Source organism: Rhodobacter sp. NSM, from assembly GCF_052244495.1.
Classification (GTDB): domain Bacteria; phylum Pseudomonadota; class Alphaproteobacteria; order Rhodobacterales; family Rhodobacteraceae; genus Cereibacter_A.
Genome location: NZ_JBQPXH010000014.1, coordinates 53,035 through 67,107, shown reverse-complemented (window position 1 = coordinate 67,107; position 14,073 = coordinate 53,035). Strand labels below are relative to the sequence as shown.

11 protein-coding genes and 1 tRNA gene are annotated in these 14,073 nt (G+C 69.0%); 3 read left to right on the top strand and 9 right to left on the bottom strand.

Features of this window, described 5'->3' with window-relative positions; translation table 11 throughout:
• Positions 1-128: 128 nt before the first annotated feature.
• The 9 genes from ACTVZP_RS18875 to ACTVZP_RS18835 form a co-directional block, all read right to left on the bottom strand.
• Positions 129-219, bottom strand: a tRNA-Ser gene (locus tag ACTVZP_RS18875).
• Between the two features lie 378 nt (positions 220-597).
• Positions 598-966, bottom strand: coding sequence for a DUF1850 domain-containing protein (locus ACTVZP_RS18870; RefSeq protein WP_443213719.1), 369 nt, complete (start codon positions 964-966; stop codon positions 598-600).
• Positions 963-3,080: a TRAP transporter permease gene (locus ACTVZP_RS18865; RefSeq protein ID WP_443213718.1), complete on the bottom strand. Its 2,118-nt coding sequence runs from the start codon at positions 3,078-3,080 to the stop codon at positions 963-965. Before ACTVZP_RS18865 ends, ACTVZP_RS18870 begins: the two co-directional genes overlap by 4 nt.
• Before the next feature lie 199 nt (positions 3,081-3,279).
• Positions 3,280-4,233 carry a TAXI family TRAP transporter solute-binding subunit gene (locus ACTVZP_RS18860; RefSeq protein WP_443213717.1) on the bottom strand — a complete coding sequence of 318 codons (954 nt, stop codon included), beginning with the start codon at positions 4,231-4,233 and terminating at the stop codon, positions 3,280-3,282.
• 198 nt (positions 4,234-4,431) lie between these two features.
• Positions 4,432-5,751 carry a sigma-54-dependent transcriptional regulator gene (locus tag ACTVZP_RS18855; RefSeq protein WP_443213716.1) on the bottom strand — a complete coding sequence of 440 codons (1,320 nt, stop codon included), beginning with the start codon at positions 5,749-5,751 and terminating at the stop codon, positions 4,432-4,434.
• Positions 5,748-7,541 (bottom strand): ATP-binding protein, encoded by a 1,794-nt coding sequence (locus tag ACTVZP_RS18850; protein WP_443213715.1) that lies wholly within the window; start codon positions 7,539-7,541, stop codon positions 5,748-5,750. Before ACTVZP_RS18850 ends, ACTVZP_RS18855 begins: the two co-directional genes overlap by 4 nt.
• 64 nt (positions 7,542-7,605) lie before the next feature.
• Complete coding sequence (locus ACTVZP_RS18845) at positions 7,606-9,108, bottom strand: UxaA family hydrolase (protein WP_443213714.1); 1,503 nt, start codon at positions 9,106-9,108, stop codon at positions 7,606-7,608.
• Positions 9,105-10,205 carry a mannitol dehydrogenase family protein gene (locus ACTVZP_RS18840; protein WP_443213713.1) on the bottom strand — a complete coding sequence of 367 codons (1,101 nt, stop codon included), beginning with the start codon at positions 10,203-10,205 and terminating at the stop codon, positions 9,105-9,107. The genes ACTVZP_RS18845 and ACTVZP_RS18840 overlap by 4 nt, the downstream gene beginning before the upstream one ends.
• The gene (locus ACTVZP_RS18835; protein WP_443213712.1) at positions 10,198-11,190 is read right to left on the bottom strand and encodes a zinc-binding alcohol dehydrogenase family protein; all 993 of its coding nucleotides are present in this window, start codon (positions 11,188-11,190) and stop codon (positions 10,198-10,200) included. The genes ACTVZP_RS18840 and ACTVZP_RS18835 overlap by 8 nt, the downstream gene beginning before the upstream one ends.
• 130 nt (positions 11,191-11,320) lie before the next feature.
• Between ACTVZP_RS18835 and ACTVZP_RS18830 the strand changes: the two genes are divergently transcribed.
• From ACTVZP_RS18830 to ACTVZP_RS18820, 3 genes are all read left to right on the top strand, one after another.
• Positions 11,321-12,223, top strand: coding sequence for a GntR family transcriptional regulator (locus ACTVZP_RS18830; RefSeq protein ID WP_443213711.1), 903 nt, complete (start codon positions 11,321-11,323; stop codon positions 12,221-12,223).
• A gap of 113 nt (positions 12,224-12,336) precedes the next feature.
• The gene (locus tag ACTVZP_RS18825; RefSeq protein WP_443213710.1) at positions 12,337-13,038 is read left to right on the top strand and encodes a FadR/GntR family transcriptional regulator; all 702 of its coding nucleotides are present in this window, start codon (positions 12,337-12,339) and stop codon (positions 13,036-13,038) included.
• A gap of 23 nt (positions 13,039-13,061) precedes the next feature.
• The gene (locus tag ACTVZP_RS18820; protein ID WP_443213709.1) at positions 13,062-14,036 is read left to right on the top strand and encodes a C4-dicarboxylate TRAP transporter substrate-binding protein; all 975 of its coding nucleotides are present in this window, start codon (positions 13,062-13,064) and stop codon (positions 14,034-14,036) included.
• Positions 14,037-14,073: the final 37 nt, after the last annotated feature.

Below are 14,073 nucleotides of genomic sequence, written 5' to 3'. Positions count from 1 at the left end.
CCATCTAACCTTGGGGAGGATTACCCCCATCTTCGACACCGTTCCATCAGTAAATTGGGGAAAGGCTGGCGGAAGACTTGCTTTCTCGCGCAAGTTTCCCTGCACATCAACAACTTAACGGGATGGTATGGCGGAGACGAAGGGATTCGAACCCTCGAGACCCTTTCGAGGTCTGCACCCTTAGCAGGGGTGTGCCTTCGACCACTCGGCCACGTCTCCGCTGACCCGTCTAGCAGGTCAAGCTGCAGGGTTACAAGCCTGAATCGGTCGGCTATCGCCTCGCCTCGGATGGGCACGCAGGCAGACGCCCGCGGCATGCCGAGGGGCGCAAAAGTAGCGGCACAAAGCACGGCTTCGCCGTCTTGAAGAAAGGCCTGCATCGGCTGGGACCGGTTCTCTCGGGTCGTCTGGTCGTCGTCCGTCCAGAGCGACATTCGGACCGGGCGCAAGTTCGGCTCGCGCGCTTCTGTGGCACGTTCTTCCGCCGGTGCCGGCGGCCCGCAACAGGTCAGGTTTCCCTGATCGGCGGAGACGTGGCGCTGTCGAGCCGGCTTTCCCTTGGCGCGCTGGTCATTTGCTCGGGCGAAGACCAGCCTCTCAGCGGCAGTCACCGGCCTGCCACAGGCGCAGCCCCTCGCCCGCCTCGGCACCCAGCACGTGGCAATCGCCTGCGGCGCAGAGACGCCAGGCGCCGGGGGTCATGCCCGAGGCGGCCAGCAGGACCTCGGCCTGCGGCGGCAGGCGCGGGATGTAGTGCCAGCCGTCCGCCTCGCGCCAGGCATCCGGCGGCAGGTCCATCCCGGCGCCCGCGCCCTCGACCCGCGCCTCGACGGGGCGCAGGCCGGCCGCCGTCACCTCCCAGCGCTCCCACCACTCCACGCGCTCGACCGAGTGGGTCCAGCTCAGCGTGAAGTCCGAGACGGCGAGCGACAGAACCGCAGCGCCCGCCGAGATGCAGAGGCTCATGCCGCCGGCGCCCCGCGGCGCAGGCGCAGCCAGTGGAGCGCGCCGAAGGCCAGCGCCAGGGCGAAGCCCACCTCGTCCGTCGCGGGCAGCGCGAGGATGAGCGACACCCCCGCCGCGAGCGCCATCGCGCGCTCGATCATGGTGGCGCGGCCGATGAACTGCCCCACGACCGCCACGCCCCAGAGGCCGATGGCGAGCATCGCCTTGAGGAAGATGTAGACGACCTCGACCGGATAGCCCCAGGCCTCGGCGATGGCGCCGCCGTCCTGCAGCATGAGGGCCGGCGTGTAGACGGCCATGAAGGGGATCACGAAGCCCGCCGCCGCCAGCCGCACCGCCTGCAGCGAGATCTTCAGCCCCGGCGCCTTGGCGATGGGGCCCGCGGCGAAGCAGGCCAGCGCCACCGGGGGGGTGAGATCCGCCATGATGCCGAAGTAGAACACGAACATGTGGCTCACGAGGAGCGGCACGCCGAGATCAAGCAGCGCCGGCCCCGCGAGCGACGAGGTGATGATGTAGTTCGGAATCGTCGGGATCCCCATGCCGAGGACGAGGCAGGTGATCATCGTCAGGACGAGCGACAGGAAGAGGTTGTCGCGGCCGATGGCGATGATCGCGCCGATGAAGGTCGAGGCGATGCCCGTCAGCGTGAGCGTGCCGATGACGATCCCCACGACAGCGCAGGCGATGCCCACGGGCAGCGCATTTCGCGCACCCTGCGCAAGGGCGTCGCGGAGGATGCCGATCGTTGGTCGCGTGCCCTTGAAGAGCGCGCAGGCCAGCACGAGAAGGCCGATCACCAGCACGAGGAAGTTGACGCCGAGCTTCAGGAAGGCCGCGGCGGCAAGACCCAGCGCCACCCAGAAGACGAGCCGGAAGGCCAGCGGCCCGATCATGGCGGCGAGCGGCGTGCCGAGGATCAGCACCGCCACGAGCGCAAGGCCCATCGTGCCCGCGAAGATCGGCGTGTAGCCCGCGAAGAGCAGGTAGACGAGCGCCGCCAGCGGCAGGATCAGCGGCCACTGGTCCCGCACCGCATGCCACGGATTCGGCAACTCCGACCGCGGCAGGCCGCGCAGGCCGTCGCGCCCGGCCTGCAGCCAGACCATCCAGAACACGACGCCGAAATAGAGGATCGCCGGCAGGATCGCGGCCTGCACGACCGAGGCATAGGGCACGTTCAGCGTTTCGGCCATGATGAAGGCCACCGCCCCCATCACCGGCGGCATGATCTGCCCGCCCATCGAGGCCGTGGCCTCGACCCCACCCGCGAAGGCCGGCTTGAAGCCGAAGCGCTTCATCATCGGGATGGTGAACTGGCCCGAGGCCACGACGTTGGCCACGCCCGAGCCCGAGATCGTCCCCATCAGCGCCGAGGAAAGAACTGCCACCTGCGCAGGCCCGCCCCGGACCCCGCCGACGAGGCCGAGCGCGAAATCGTTGAAGAGGTTGAGCATCCCCGCCCGCTCGAGGAAGGCCGCAAAGACCACGAAGATGAAGATGTAGGCAGAGCTTACGTAGACGGGAGTGCCGTAGATCCCTTCGGTGCCGAAGGCGAAATGCTCGACGATCTGCTCGAAGTCGTAGCCGCGGTGGATGAAGGGCGGCGGCATGTGCTGGCCGAGGAAGCAATAGGCGAGGAAGAGGCCCGCGATGACGGCGAGCGGCCAGCCCATCAGGCGGCGGCTGCCCTCGAACACCAGCACCACCAGCACCGTCCCGACGATCAGGTCGGTCTGGGTGAGGAAGCCCGTTCTGCGGATCAGATCCTCGTAGAAGACCCAGTTGTAGATCCCCGTCCCGAAGCCCACGACACCCACGGCCCAGAACACAGCGCGCGTGAGCGCCGTCCGCGCCACCAGGTTGCCCACGAGCCCGAAGCCGAGGAGCAGCAGAAAGCCCACATGCATCGCCCGCACGACCTGGCTCGGCAGCGTGCCGTAGCCCGCGGTCCAGAGCTGGAAGAGCGAGAAGGCGACGGCGATCCAGAAGGCCACCCGGCCCATGATCCCGGGGCCGAAGCCGGGCGGCAGGCCCTCGGTGGCTTCGATATGGACCTCGGGCGCGTGCACGGCGGGCTTGGCCGTCCCGGAGGCGGCGGTCGGTGCGGACATGACTTCCTCCGAAAGGGCGGCAGGCGGCGAGGCGCGGGCCTCGCATCGCCCGTGGCTGTGTATCCCCGGGCAGCAGCGACCTGCGCGGGTGGTAGCGTCGATCTGCTGCAGATCACCGGGTGGCGGAGCACCCGGGTGGCAGCGTCACGCTGCTGCATGTGCCCGGGCGGCGGACCGCCCGGGTGGCAGCGTCGCGCCGTTACTGGATCAGTCCGATCTCGCGGTAGTATTTCTCGGCGCCCGGATGCAGCGGGATCGGCAGCGCCTCGATGGCCGTCTCGGTCTTGATGTTGCCCGCCGCCGCATGGGCCGACTTCAGCCGGTCGAGGTTCTCGAACATCAGCTTCGTCATCTGGTAGGCGGTCTCCTCGCTCACATCCTCATGCGTGACGAGCAGGTTGCCCACCGCCGCCGTCGGCACGTCCGCATCCTGCCCCGTGTAGGTGCCGGCCGGGATCACCGCGGGCTGGTAGGGCGCGCCGATCTTCTCGACCACCTCGGCCGGGATGCTCACCAGGTTGATGTCGTGGGTCGAGGACAGGTCCTTGATGAAGGCCACGCCCAGCCCCGAGGATTGCAGCGTCGCCTGAAGCTGGCGGTTCTTGATGAGCTCGGCCGATTCCGCATAGGGCAGGTATTCGACCTTGGCGAGATCGTCATAGCTCATGCCCGCCGCGCCGAAGATCGCGCGGGCGTTGAGTTCGGTTCCCGAGGCGGGGGCGCCGACCGAGAGGGTCTTGCCCTTCAGATCCTCGAGGGTCGTGGCGCCCGAGGCCGCATCGGCGACGATCTGGATGTAGTTGGGATAGATCGCGGCAATGGCGCGCAGGTTCTTCAGCGGGCGCGGAAAGCCTGCTTCCTCGCTGCCCTCCCAGGCAAGCGTCACCGAATCGCCGAGCGCGAAGGCCAGCTCGCCCTTGCGCTGCGCGAGCAGGTTGAGGTTCTCGACCGAGGCCTTGGTCGCCTGAACCTGCGTGCGCGCGCCCTCGATGTTCTCGGCATAGATTTCCGAGAGACCCACGCCCAGCGGGTAGTAGACGCCCGAGGTGCCCCCGGTCAGCACGTTGATGAACTCCTGCGCAGAGGCCAGTTGCGGCTGAAGGCTCAGCGCGGCAGCGGCCAGGGCCGCGGACAGGGTTGTGCGGCGGAACATGCGATTTCCTCCCTTGCATGGTCGTTGCTCAGAGAGTGGGCAAGTCATGGACGACAGGCAAACCTGCGCGACGCCGGGCGGCTTGGCTTGAGTGCCATTGTTTTTTATCTTCGCGCCAGAGGGTTAGCCACTTGGTTGCGCACCAGCTTGGCAGCTATTCGCCAGATTGCCCGGATCTTCGGGCAAGATCTTGCCCGCTCAATCCCCTCGCAAGCCGTAACGCGCGATCTTCTCGTTCAAGGTGCGGCGCGGAATGCCGAGCCGTTCGGCGGCCTCGGCGGACGAGCCGCCGGAGTCCGCGAGCGCCTCGGCGATCATCTCCGCCTCGATGCGCGCGAGCCGGTCGGGCAGCGGCAGCTGCCCCGCCTCGGACTCCTGCGGCGCGGGACGAAGCCCGAGCACCGCGCGTTCGGCGGCCGACCTCAGCTCTCCCAGGTTGCCCGGCCAGCCGTGGCTGCGCAATGCCCGCAGGTCGGCCTCGCGCACGGCGGGCAGCGGCCGGCCGAAGCGGGCCGCCGCTTCCTCGGCGAAGCGCATGAAAAGGAGCGGGATGTCCTCGGCACGCTCGCGCAGCGGCGGCAGGTCCAGCGTGACCGGCGAGAGCCGGTGGTAGAGGTCCGACCGGAACCGCCCCGCCGCCACTTCCGCGGGCAGGTCCACCCGTGTGGCCGCCATGATGCGCAGGTCGACGGGCCGCAGCGCGTTCGAGCCGAGCCTCTCGACCCCCCGCTCCTGCATCGCCCTGAGGAGACGCGACTGAAGGGAGAACGGCATCGCCTCGATCTCGTTGAAGAAGACCGTCCCCCCGCTCGCATGTTCAAGCTTGCCGATCCGTGCGGCAGCGGTTCCGGCCAGATAGCCGCGTTCGTGCCCGAAGAGTTCGGCCTCGAACTGCGCCTCGGACAGACCCGCGCAATGGATCGCCACGAAGGGCCTCCGCGCCCGGCGCGAAAAGTCGTGGAAGGTGCGGGCGAGCTCTTCCTTGCCCGAGCCGGTCTCGCCGCGGATCAGCAGGTCCACCGCCACGTCCGACAGCTCCTGCACCACCCGGCGCAGCGCGGCGATGGCGGACGAGGTGCCGACAAGCCTCCCCTCGATCCGGGCCGAGGCCAGATCCGAGCGGCGCGCGGTCCGCGCCTCGCGCCGCACCCGGCGCAGGTCAACCGCCCGGTCGAGCACCTCGACCAGATGCTCGGCGCCGTAGGGCTTTTCAAGGAAGTCGTGCGCGCCCATCCGCATCGCCTCGACCGCCACCGGCACGTCGCCATGGCCCGAGAGCAGGATCACCGGCAGGTCCGGGTCCGAGGCCCGCAGCCGCGCCAGCACCTCCTGCCCGTCCAGGCCGGGCATGCGCAGGTCGGTCACGACGCAGTCGCAGCGCGCGGGCTCGATCCGGCCGAGCGCCAGCGCGGCGTCGGTGAAGGTCTCGACCTCGAAGCCCGAAGCCTCGAGCCAGTCGGCCGCGGCGGCGCAGAGCTGGGGTTCGTCGTCGATGAAGGCGATGGAGCCGCGGGTCATGCGCGTCTGCGTAGCGCCTCGCGGCCCGGCTCGTAAAGCGCGAGATCCACGCGCGTGATCGTTCCACCGCCCGGACGCGCGGCGAAGCTCAGGTGTCCGGCCATCTGGTCGAGCATGGTGCGCACGATGGAGAGGCCGAGCCCGAGGCCCGTGGTGCGCGTGGTGAAGAAGGGCTCGAGGATCTTGTCGCGCAGCGCCTCGGGGATGCCGGGCCCCCGATCGGCGATGGTGAGCCGCAGGCCGCCGTCCACCGGGTCGAGCCGCACCTCGACCGGATCGCTCCCGCCGCCCGAGGCCGTGGCCTCCGCGGCGTTCAGGATGAGGTTCGTGGCCACCTGCTCGAGCCGCACCGCATGGCCGCGCACGGCCGGCAGCGCCCCGGCGGGCGGCAGGTCGAGCCTCACGCCCAGCTCGCGCAGCCGCGGGGCCAGTACCTCGGCCGCGGCGGCCACCACCGCACCCATTTCGACGGCCTCGGGCGGATCGAGCCGTTGGCGCGAACCGAAGCTCTTCAGCGCCTTCACCATCTTCTGCATCCGCACCAGCAGATCCCGACCCGAACGGACCGAGCGCATCGTCCGCTCCCGGTCCTCGCGCCCGAGGTGCAGCTCGGCCGCGGCCAGCGTCGCCTCGAGCGCCGAGAGCGGCTGACTCACCTCGTGCACGATGGTCGAGGACATGCGCCCCAGCACCGCGAGTTTTGCCGCATGCACGAGATGTTCATGCGTCTCGCGCAGTTCGCGCTCGGCCCGGCGGCGCTCCTCGATCTCGTGCGCCAGCGCCTCGGTGCGCTCCGCCACGGCGCGCTCGAGCAGCGCGTGCTGGTTCAGCCGCTCGCGCAGAAGCTGGCGGCGCTCGTTCCACGCCATGAGGCCGGCGGAGGCGAGGAATCCCGCCAGAGCCACGATGAGTGCCGACAGCCGGGCCGTGGCGATGGCGGGGGCGACCGGAAGGCCGACGAGCAGGCGCCAGTCATCGGGCGCGATCACGGCATCAGCCATACGAAGCTCCTCGCCGGCATCGGTCGTCATCGCCGAGAGGAGCGGCTCCGCCCCTTCGGCCGAAAGGCCCGCATACCGCCGCTCCGCGCGCAGAAGGGCGCGGTCCTCTTCGCTCAGCGGCGCGAGCGGCCGGTAGAGCCAGCCCTGCGGTCCGGCTAGGAAGACGACGCCCAGGGGGTCGGCCAGGGCCACTGCCTCGCCCGCCCTCACCCAGGTCGATTGCAGCCCGGCAAGGTCCACCTTCGCCACAGCCACGCCCAGAGGACGCTCCGGCGGACCGAGGCGCGAGGCGAGGAAGTAGCCCGGCTTGCCGGTCGTGACGCCGACCGCGTAATAGCGCGCCTCGCCCTCCTCCAGCGCACGGCGGAAATAGGGACGGAAGCCGTAGTTCTGGCCGAGGAAGCTGCCGGGCTCGTTCCAGTTGCTCGCCGCCACCGTGTCGCCCGTGGGGTCGATCACATAGATCTCGTCCACACCCGACAGTTCGCGCACCCGCCGCAGATAGACGTTGGCCGCCTCCGACGGCGCCGCACCGGACAGGAGCGCCAGCACCCGTGCATCCTGCCCGACGAGGCCCGGCAGATAGCGGAAGCGCTCGACCTCGGCCACGACGGCATGACGCGCGACGGTCAGGCGGTCGCGCAGATCGGCGTCGAGCGCGGACAGGCCCGCAAAGCGCACCCCGAAATAGGTTGCTGCAGCGAGTGCGAGCGTCCCTGCCAGCAGGAGGGCCGCCGGCAGCAGGCTTCCGGAACTCCGGCGAAACGAGGCGAAGGTGGGACGGGGCAAGGCGATCCTCCTCGCTCCATCTTGGCGGCAGCCGCTGTGCGGGGGCAAGCGGCTTGCGAAGCGGTCAGAGCGTGGCGCCGATCTTCCAGGGCACGAACTCGTTGTCGCCATAGCCGAATTCCTCGGACTTCGACTTCTTGCCCGAGGCCGTGTCGAGCAGCAGGTCGTAGATCCGCCGGCCCATCTCCTCGAGGCTCACGCCCTCCTCGATCACCACGCCGCAGTCGATGTCCATGTCTTCGGGCATCCGGCGGGCAAGGTCGCTGTTCGAGGCGAGCTTGATCGAGGGCGCGGGCTTCGCGCCGAAGCAGGAGCCGCGCCCCGTCGTGAAGGCGATGAGATTCGCGCCGGACGCCACCTGCCCCGTCGCAGCCACCGGATCGTAGCCGGGGCTGTCCATGTAGACGAAGCCCGGAATGCGGATCGGTTCGGCATAGGCGAAGGCGCCCGAGAGCGGCGAGAGGCCGCCCTTGGCCACCGCGCCGAGGCTCTTCTCGAGGATCGTGGTCAGCCCGCCCCTCTTGTTGCCCGGCGAGGGGTTGTTGTCGAGCGAGGCGCCGTTGCGGGCGGCATAGTCGCGCCACCAGTCGATCATGCCCTCGATCCTGCGCCCCGTCTCGGCATCGGCGCGGGCGATCAGCAGATGCTCTGCGCCGTAGATCTCGGGCGTCTCGGAGAGGATCGAGGTGCCTCCCGCAGCCACCAGCATGTCCGAGGCGACGCCGAGCGCGGGGTTCGCGGTGATGCCCGAGAAGCCGTCCGAGCCGCCGCACTGCATCCCCAGCACCAGCTTCGAGACCGGCTGCTCGCTGCGCCGGTCCTCGTTGGCGGCCGAGCAGATCGGCTCCAGCAATTCCAGCGCGCGGCGCACGGCCGAGGCCGAGCCGCCCACATCCTGAATGTTGAAGATGCCGATGCGCGCCTCGGTCCAGTCGGTGGGCTTGTAGAGCGTGAGCTGGTTGACCTCGCATCCGAGGCCCACGATCAGCACGCCGCCGAAGTTAGGATGGTCGCGGTAGCCCTTGAGAACGCGGACGAGCGCATCGAAGCCCTCGCCTGCGCTGGCCATCCCGCAGCCCTGGTCGTGGACCATGGGCGCGAAACCGTCGATCCCCGGAAAGCGCGGCAGGAGGGTGCGGTTCGCGGCCTCGGCGATGGCGTTGCAGACGGTGGAGGAGCAGTTCACCGAGGCCATGATGCCGATGTAGTTCCGCGTCCCCACCCGCCCGTCGGGGCGCAGGTAGCCTTCGAAGCTCTGCCGCTCGGGCGCGGCATGAAGGGTGCCCGTGGCGTCGGAGCGGTCCGAATGGCTCTCGGACATGGCGCAGTTGTGGCTGTGCACATGATCGCCCGGCGCGATGTCCGCCGTGGCCACGCCCATCACCTGCCCGTATTTCACCACCGCCGCGCCCGCGGGCATCGCCGTCACCGCGAACTTGTGGCCGAGCGGCACGTCGGCGCCGAGCGTGACGCCCAGCGCCTCCTCACCCGCCGAGAGGGCACGGAGCGCGATGCCCACCGTGTCGGCCGGGCTCAGATGCATGAAGGCAGGGCGGCTGGCGGTCATTCGCGGGCTCTCTTCAGGATGGCGTGCAGGTCGGGCATGTCGGGACCGGAGCGGCCCACCCAGTCGAGGAAGGCGCCGATGCGCCGTTCGGCCTTCTGGGGATGGTTCTGGGCGATGTCGGCGATCCGGTGATCGAGGAACGGGTTGCGGAACCGGTCGAGCGTCACCTCGAGATAGGCCCGCGCCTCTTCACCGCGACCCTTGTGGGCGAAGCCGGGCAGGACCTCGCTTTCGTAAAGCTCGATCAGCGCGTGGCCCTCGGGCCCGTCCATCAGCTCGCGCACCAGCGCATCGGGCGCGCCGCCGCGGCGCTTCCAGAAATCCACCAGCGACGTGTGCCCAAGGTTCAGCACATGCAGCTTCAACCGCTCGATCTCCTCGAGATCGTCCACGAGCTGCACCGCGGGATGGGCGCAGGGCGCGGCGATCCCCGGCGCGCGCTCGATGGCCCAGAGCGCATAGGGCTCGGCCACCGCACCCGCCGGCTCCAGCGCCTCGGACACGATCCGGTCCACGAGACTGTTGGCGAACCGCAGGCTCGCGAGCCAGTCCATCATCCGCGCCGGCGCCCCGTTGCCGAAGCCGATCGCGAGGAGCCGCTCGCGGAGCACGCGGCCGTTCTCGGGCACGAGTTCCATCGGCATGATCGTCAGCGGACGCCCGCCCGCCTCGAACCGGGCGGCGAGCAGATGGAAGAGCTTGGCCGGGAAGCTCATCGACTGCGACGGAGCGGCACCGAGATCGGCCGGGCGCGCCTGATAGCCCGCATCCCCGGTGTTCGAGATCACCAGCTCCACCTCGTTGCAGAAGACGCGGACCAGTTCGTCCCAGTCGGTCGCAGTCGAGAGCGTGCGCCTGACGGAGGTCACGCGCCGCTCTTCCTCGCAGGCGAGGCCGTCCTTCAGGCCACGGATGACGATCGGGAAACCCAGGGGCGAGGCCAGAGCCGCAAGGCGGCCCGACCGCGACGGGTCGCCCGAGCTTTGCACGACGGTCACGGCACGCGGCTCGGCGGCTTCCGAGAAGAACAGGTCGGCATGGGCCTGCAGGAAGCGCGAGGTGCCAAATTGGAGCACGGGGGTGCGGATGTCAGACACGAATGATCGCCTTGATGAGGGTGCCGCGGTCCTCGGCCCAGATCGGCAGGTTGGTGACGGCATCCTCGAAGCTCGTGGCATGGGTCGCCAGCGCCGCGACCGGCACGCGGCCGTTGCGGATCTGGGCGATCACATGCTCGAAATCCTCCTTCAGCGCATTGCGGCTGGCAAAGAGGGTGGTCTCGCGCTTGTGGAACTCGGGATCGGCGAAAGAGAGGTCGCCCTTCACCACCGACAGGAGCACATAGGCCCCGCCGTGGCCGACATACCGGAGGCCCGCGTTCATCGCCCGGATGTTGCCGGTCGCGTCGAACACAGTGTCATAGACCGCGGCCGCCTCCTCGCCGACGAGTTCGGTCCGCGCCTCGGGCAGCACCTTCCGCGCCAGCGCAAGGCGCGAAGGCGAGGTGTCGCGCAGGGTGACCTCGGCCCCCTCGATCGCCGCAAAGAGCGCCGCGCCGATGCCGATCGGCCCCGCCCCCACGACGAGCGCCGAGCTGCCCGCGGGCACGCCGCCGCGGCGCACGCCATGGGCGCCGATGGCGAGGAACTCGACCATCGCCGCCGACTGCTCGGTCAGCCCCTCGGCGCCGTAGACATTCCCCTCGGGCACCACGATCTCCTCGCACATTCCCCCGTCGGTGTGGACGCCGAGGACGGCGATGTTCTCGCAGCAGTTGGGCTTGCCCGCCCGGCAGGCGCGGCAGGTGCCACAGGTGAGATAGGGATTGACGACCACGAGATCGCCCTCTGCGATGCGCCCGTCGGCCGAAGCCTCCGTCGCCCGCCCCGACAGCTCGTGCCCCATGACGCGCGGATAGGCGAGGAAGGGCTGATGGCCGCCATAGATGTGATAATCGGTGCCGCAGATCCCCACCTGCAGGATCCTGACCCGGATGTGACCCGGCTTGGCTTCGGGGCGGGGGCGGTCCTGCCGCTCGAACCGGCCGGGTTCGACGCAGACAAGGGCTTTCATCAGGCTCATGGGGCACTTTCGCATGGGAGGGAGCGGTAGAACGAGGCGGCGGCTTGCCCGCTGCGTGTGTTTTTTATTTAATAAGAACCGTTCGCGTCAAATCAATTCCTGCGGACGGCTGGACGGCAGAGAGGGCGGCATGGCGCGCGACAGGAACCTGTTCAAGATGCTGGTAAATCGGTTGCTCGATCGGCTGGCCTCCCTGCCGGTGGGGGCGGAACTGGGCTCCGAGGGCGAGCTTGCGGCCGAGCTTCAGGCGAGTCGGACGACCGTGCGGGCGGTGCTGACCCATCTGGCCGAAGCGGGCCTCCTGTCCTGGGAGGGGCGGCGCAAGGTGGTGCTGCGCTCTCCCTCCCCTTCGGACCGGTTCGACGAGGGCGAGACCCGCCCGCGGCAGGAGCTGGTCGAGGAGCCGTTCCTCGCCTGGGTGCTGCAGGGAGACCTGCCGCCTGGCACGCGCCTGCAGGAATCCGACCTCGCGCGGCGGCTGGGGGTGCCGGTCGCCGCGATGCGCGAGTTCCTGATCCGGTTCGAGCCCTTCGGCCTGATCGAGAAGCAGCCGAACCGGCACTGGGTGCTCAAGGGCTTCACCCGCGCCTTCGCCGAGGAGATGTTCGCGGTCCGCGAGATGTTCGAGCGCCACGCCCTTTCGGGTCTCCTTGCGGCTGCGGCGCCGGGCGGGCCCCTGCGTGCCGCGCTCGAATCGATGCGGGCCGAGCATGAGGCGCTTGCGGCCGCCCCGGAGGAGGAACTGACCGCCTTCCCGGCCCTCGACGCACGCTTCCACCGGCTGCTCTGCCTCGCGGGGCGGAACCGCTTCATCCTCGATTTCAGCCGGACGATCTCGATCATCGTCCACTTCCACTACCGGTGGAACAAGCGGGACGAGCTGCGCCGTAACCTCGCGGCGCTGAACGAACATCTCGCCGTGATCGATGCAGTTCTGGACGGCGACGCCTGCGGTGCCGCAACCGCGCTGGATGCCCATCTCGCCACGGCCTACCGCACGCTGATGGCCTCTGTCGCCTGGACCGACGACTGAGCCGACCCGCGTCATCCCGAGATTTTTCCGGTTGACAGCCCGCTGCCTCCTGCGCCATCGAAAGAGGCAACTTTGGTCCAACCATCGGACCAAGCGCCAGTGGAGGGGAGGCCATGGCAGGGCAATCGGCAGTCGAGGACATCCGGGAGGTGCTGCGTCGCGAGATCGTCGAGCGGATGCAGGTCGGCGACCTGCTGCCCAACGAACGTGAGCTTGCCGAGCGGTTCGGAGTGGCGCGCAACACCGTGCGCGAGACGATGATCCACCTCGAGGCCTTCGGACTGATCGAGAAGACCCGTCGCGGTGCCCGCGTCCGGCAGCCCGACTTCGACCCGATCTTCTCGGTCTTCGCGCAGCATTTCGACCATTCGCCCAAGACACTGGGCGACGTGCTGAACTTCCGCCGCATCGTCGAGACCGGGGCGGCGCCGCTGGCGGTGCAGGGCGCGACCGACGAGACGCTGGAGCGCATGGCCGAGGCCGATGCCCGCATGGTGCGCGCGCTGACCGTGTCGGATGCGGCGGCGCGCGACTACGACTTCCACATGGCAATGATCGAAGCCACCGGCAACACGGTGCTGATCCGCATGTATCGCGTGCTTTCGGTCCCGCTGAAATTCTACCTCGAGGTGGGCAAGTCCCGCTCGCCCGAGACCGAGGAATCGAGCGCGCAGCACATGCGCATCGTCGCGTCCCTTCGCACGCGGGACACGCCCGGTCTCCTGGCCGCGCTCAATGCACATTTCGACCATTCCGGCGCCGTCCTCGCCTCCGCCTCCGCGCGGCTGGCGGGACAGACGAGCCGGACCACCTGACAGCCACCTCCGGAGGAGACCCCATGAAGCTGAAATCCCTCGCCCTTGCCGCGCTTCTCGGCGCTGCGGCCGTCCTTCCTGCCGCCGCGCAGGAAGTGGTGGTGCGCGTCGCCTACGAGAACAATCCGGGCGAGCCCACCGACCTCGTGATGAACCGCTGGGCCGAGCTCGTGAAGGAAGCCTCGGAGGGCAACGTGGCTCTCGAGCTCTATCCTTCGTCGCAGCTGGGTGCGAAGCAGGACGTGATCGAGCAGGGTCTCCTCGGCGTCAACGTCATCACCATCGCCGACGTGGGCTTCCTGACCGACTATGACCCCGATCTCGGCATCCTTTTCGCCCCCTACCTGACCGACAGCCCCGGGCAGCTCTTCAAGATCTACGAGAGCGACTGGTTCAAGGAGAAGGAAGCCGCGTTGCGCGAGAAGGGCGTGCATATCGTCATCTCGAACTACCTCTACGGCACCCGTCAGCTTCTGGCGAAGAAGAAGGTCGAGAAGCCCGAGGATCTGGCCGGCATGAAGATCCGCGTGCCGAACAACATCATGCAGATCAAGGCATTCGAGCTGATGGGCGCGACGCCGACGCCCATGCCGCTGGGCGAGGTCTATCCCGCGCTGACGCAGGGCGTCATCGACGGGGTCGAGAACCCGCTGCCCGTGCTCTACGGCCAGAAGTTCCAGGAGCAGGCGAAGGAGCTGTCGATGATCAGCTACCTGACCAACACCTCGCTCTGGCTGGGCGGCGAGGCCTATTTCTCGACCCTCGATCCCGAGGTCGTGACCATGCTGCACGAGACCGGCCATCAGGCGGGCCTCTACAGCCAGGAACTTGCGGCCGAACAGGAAGCGAAGATCCTCGACGAGATGAAGGCTGCGGGCGTCACCGTCACCGAGCCCGACATCGAGGCGTTCCGCGAGAAGACCAAGCCCTTCTACACCATGTTCCCCGAATGGTCCGAAGGCCTCTACGAGCAGATCCAGGCGGCTCTCGCCGAGTGATCGCTCGCGGCCGGTCGCGCATCCTCCCTGCGCGGCC

What these genes read in the sequence shown, in the direction of transcription:
- ACTVZP_RS18825 (WP_443213710.1), top strand. Translation starts at nt 12,337, where the DNA reads ATGGCAGGGCAATCGGCAGTCGAGGACATCCGGGAGGTGCTGCGTCGC.
- ACTVZP_RS18820 (WP_443213709.1), top strand. Translation starts at nt 13,062, where the DNA reads ATGAAGCTGAAATCCCTCGCCCTTGCCGCGCTTCTCGGCGCTGCGGCC.
- ACTVZP_RS18855 (WP_443213716.1), bottom strand. Translation starts at nt 5,751, where the DNA reads ATGACCCGCGGCTCCATCGCCTTCATCGACGACGAACCCCAGCTCTGC.
- ACTVZP_RS18845 (WP_443213714.1), bottom strand. Translation starts at nt 9,108, where the DNA reads ATGACCGCCAGCCGCCCTGCCTTCATGCATCTGAGCCCGGCCGACACG.
- ACTVZP_RS18865 (WP_443213718.1), bottom strand. Translation starts at nt 3,080, where the DNA reads ATGTCCGCACCGACCGCCGCCTCCGGGACGGCCAAGCCCGCCGTGCAC.
- ACTVZP_RS18870 (WP_443213719.1), bottom strand. Translation starts at nt 966, where the DNA reads ATGAGCCTCTGCATCTCGGCGGGCGCTGCGGTTCTGTCGCTCGCCGTC.
- ACTVZP_RS18830 (WP_443213711.1), top strand. Translation starts at nt 11,321, where the DNA reads ATGGCGCGCGACAGGAACCTGTTCAAGATGCTGGTAAATCGGTTGCTC.
- ACTVZP_RS18860 (WP_443213717.1), bottom strand. Translation starts at nt 4,233, where the DNA reads ATGTTCCGCCGCACAACCCTGTCCGCGGCCCTGGCCGCTGCCGCGCTG.
- ACTVZP_RS18835 (WP_443213712.1), bottom strand. Translation starts at nt 11,190, where the DNA reads ATGAGCCTGATGAAAGCCCTTGTCTGCGTCGAACCCGGCCGGTTCGAG.